Below are 3,597 nucleotides of genomic sequence, written 5' to 3'. Positions count from 1 at the left end.
AAAGCAATCTATTGTATTTTCATCTTGGGCTTGAAGATCAAAACAAAACATAAATGTGAGTATGACAATAAGTATCATTTTCATCGAAGGCTCCAGCGACGACTATCGTATAACGCTCGGCGGCTACACGACATGGCGCGAAGTGGCCACCGGAGAGGTGGTAGAGAAACTAACTTTACCACCAAACTAAATCATCAAAGAGCGCCATGTGCGAACGCGCCAGCGTTCGCGTGTAAACTCAAATCTCTACCTACAAATGCTTCCGCTGGCGCGGATGCGAACGTGTAAGCCGCATGTTATCTGAGGTGCGGCCCTAATTGCAATAGGACAATGAGGTCGAGTCCAATTCCGTTCGGACGAACCTTTCTTCGATATGACCTACAACTGTATTAGGAAATTCAGCGCTATAAACAGGAAATTCTACTCTCAACAACGAATCGGTAACAACATATGAATGGCTTTCATCGCCAATTATCAAACGGCCGTACTGAACGTCTACATACATCACATTGTAGCAACTGTCATTAAATGCATAATAAAATCCATTTTCACCCTCAAGGCTATCGAATTGAATATAATCGGGAGGGTTAGTTAAATCTGATCGCCAACTAGTGCCAATTAGGTGTTTGTCGTTTCCAGCCGGATCAACTATTTTACAGCCAGACAAAAGGCACAAAAGATAAATTACTATTTTTTTCATAATGTTTTCCAGTTATTATCGATTGGCCGCATCGCAGATAACGCTCGGCGGCTACACGCAGTAGCTCGCGAACGGTAGAATAAAAGTTAATTAAGAACATAATCGAAAAGTGAGCGAGCTACTGGCGAGCGACGCCCACAATCTCTCTATCGTCAAATCAAAAGGCGTCGCGAAGCGGCACGTGTAAGCCGCATGTTATGCGAGGTTTTTGCCAGCCGAACAATTCATTGGGTAAATAGTTGAGTTATTATTTCGATTGCAAAAACACATCCAACAAATATTCCTATTTTTTTCAAAACCGGTTTTTTGACCATACCCTCAAGTCGAAAATATTGTAAAACACGTGGACTGAACAAATACCAAATAAGCAAGATGGATATTATTATTCTTACCGAAAATTTAACGTATTGATATTCGATGCTATGCTTTGCAAAGGCTTCGGATGGCCAGTCATCCAAATAAGAAATGGCCGTGATATAACGCATAATGGCGTACACATAATAATATAGAGCATGGTGCCATCCCCACTCGGTTGCCTTCAAAATACCTATGCCTGAAGAGATTGATAATACTCCAAGAAACAGGATATTTAAAACTATTTCGATAGGATGTACACCGATTACATCTGATGCCATTTTTCCAATTGACCATCCCCAGAATATATCAAATCCAATAAAGAATACTCCGCCGATAATATTTATAACGGCTAGGAACATCAAAAAGCCTGGACGGTCGGGTGTCCTCGGTATTTTCAGATCTTCTTTTGACCATGTCATATGATGGGTCTCCTTAATGCTGGCAAAATCTCGCATAACGCTCGGCGGCTACACGACATGGCGCGAAACGTGTCGCCGAATAGGTGGTAACCAACTAACTTTACCACCAAAACTAATCTCTCAAAGAGCGCCATGTGCGAACGCGCCAGCGTTCGCGTAAACTAACAATCTAAGTACTCACGCTTCCGCTGGCGCGGAAGCGAACGTGTAAGCCGCATGTTATCTGCTGTGACGCTCAATTACTTATCCTTTCTTGCTTTTTGCCATGAACTCAAAGGCAAGAACGTATCTCTCGAAACGTCATACACGAAAATGTGAGTAAAAGTCTTCGATACCCGGAATGTTTCCCATCTTACGTTATGTGTCTTGTGACTTTCACCAACATATACCTCAAGGTAATTCTTTCTTTCAGCATCGTTCAGTTTTATACTTTTTTCATCGGGCTCAAGCCGGAAAACTACTTTGACTGTGTCGCCAGTTGATATGGTGTGATCTGCAAGAGTCTTTTCAAACTGCGATAACTCCGGAACGTTTTTTTTCAAGAACTGGATCACTGCCGTTGAACTGTCAGTCTGAGCAGTCAAAAAAGTGCAACTATAAACGGCAAAGAGAACGAAGCGACAAATTGGGTAAGTAATAGATTTCATAATGTTAAATGTCCTCTTACTCTCAGAGCGTCATAGCAGATAACGCTCGGCGGCTACACGACATGGCGCGAAGTGGCCACCGAATAGGTGGTAGATAAACTAACTTTACCACCAAAACTAATATCTCAAAGAGCGCCATGTGCGAACGCGCCAGCGTTCGCGTAAACTAAGTATCTAAGTACTCACGCTTCCGCTGGCGCGGAAGCGAACGTGTAAGCCGCATGTTATATGCGGTGCGCCACATTATTCACTTTTTTGATGTACTCATCAAGCTTTTCGGTGACCAACTGCGCTATATCGGAATCCAAAGACGAGGCACTTTTCGTGAAAGCTGTCAAGATAGAATCTCCGGGAAACGGGCCATTTGCAACGAGAATAGGTGTCATATCTCCGCGTGATGAATCTCCACCATGAACTTTGTCATGGTAATAACCGTGATCTGAATACCAAGTGAGAGCGTGCTCATCTCCATATCTATTGTAGCACAATTGAAATCCGCGAATAGTTTTGTCTTTGTTGTACCATATGATCAAGTCAAAATAAGAATCTTCGAACCATCTTCGAATTCCTTCATCCTTTTTCTGTGCTACTTTCTTGATTTCCCGAAACATATTACCCTCAAATATACTTTGTCACGCTCTCACGTAAGGTGTTTGGCGCATCGCATATAACGCTCGGCGGCTACACGCAGTAGCTCGCACGCGAGGAAATTATAGTTAATTAAGAACATACTCAAATCGTGAGCGAGCTACTGGCGAGCGACGCCCACAATCTCTCTATCGTCAAATCAAAAGGCGTCGCGAAGCGGCACGTGTAAGCCGCATGTTATGCGATGCTCAGCGTACAGCTTTTGTCATCGATAAAGGAAGAGAAAATTCTTTCCAACCCCAGCAAACTGACCAGGGATGGAAGGTTTCAACTTAATTCCTAACGTAATTTCCTTTTCCGGCAAGTGTCCAAACAGGTTTCCACTTTGAAGTAAGACGTAAGAATTGCTTGTAGTTGATAACGTACTGTTTTGAACAGTGCTCGAATCCGTCAAATTGTATAATTCAATTATGCAACTACTGGCAACGTTTCCTGATAACCCAAAGGCCACGAATATCACTGAATCAACACCAGTGTAATTACGAATATCAAATTTAATTAGATCGCCAATTATTACAGAATCAGTTGTATTTAAGCCACCATTGACCAACACAAACCTTTCTTGTTTACTTACCGTTCCATCTTGACCTGGATCACCGTCATCTCCAGCTGGGCCTTTACATGAAATAAGAAGTGAAATAGTAATAGCAATTAGCAAAAACCTTCGCATAACAAACTCCTTTCGTTTTGAGAATTTTGCGGTACGGTTTCAGGACATAGGTTACAGTTTGTACTCAGGACATAGGTAACACTTCTTCATTAACTTCGGTTAGTATTCTCACCAAAATGGAGGTACTAACTATGCCATGGAAGGAGACCCGAGTTA

General features: G+C 42.4%; 5 protein-coding genes. All 5 read right to left on the bottom strand.

The annotated features are described in order from the left end of the window. Positions 1–313 precede the first annotated feature (313 nt). The 5 genes from F9K33_16420 to F9K33_16400 all read right to left on the bottom strand — a co-directional run bounded on the left by F9K33_16420 (position 314) and on the right by F9K33_16400 (position 3,441). Positions 314–700: a hypothetical protein gene (locus tag F9K33_16420; GenBank protein KAB2877440.1), complete on the bottom strand. Its 387-nt coding sequence runs from the start codon at positions 698–700 to the stop codon at positions 314–316. A gap of 224 nt (positions 701–924) precedes the next feature. After that, the gene (locus F9K33_16415; GenBank protein ID KAB2877439.1) at positions 925–1,476 is read right to left on the bottom strand and encodes a hypothetical protein; all 552 of its coding nucleotides are present in this window, start codon (positions 1,474–1,476) and stop codon (positions 925–927) included. Between the two features lie 239 nt (positions 1,477–1,715). Beyond that, a complete protein-coding gene (locus F9K33_16410; protein ID KAB2877438.1) occupies positions 1,716–2,123 on the bottom strand; it encodes a hypothetical protein in 408 nt (135 codons plus the stop codon). A gap of 224 nt (positions 2,124–2,347) precedes the next feature. Beyond that, a complete protein-coding gene (locus F9K33_16405; protein ID KAB2877437.1) occupies positions 2,348–2,734 on the bottom strand; it encodes a hypothetical protein in 387 nt (128 codons plus the stop codon). A gap of 242 nt (positions 2,735–2,976) precedes the next feature. Next, positions 2,977–3,441 (bottom strand): hypothetical protein, encoded by a 465-nt coding sequence (locus tag F9K33_16400; protein ID KAB2877436.1) that lies wholly within the window; start codon positions 3,439–3,441, stop codon positions 2,977–2,979. Positions 3,442–3,597 lie beyond the last annotated feature (156 nt).

It is taken from the genome of bacterium (assembly GCA_008933615.1).
Classification (GTDB): domain Bacteria; phylum CLD3; class CLD3; order SB21; family SB21; genus SB21.
The sequence above is the reverse complement of the archived record's forward strand: the minus strand, read 5'-3'. Positions and strand labels throughout refer to the sequence as shown.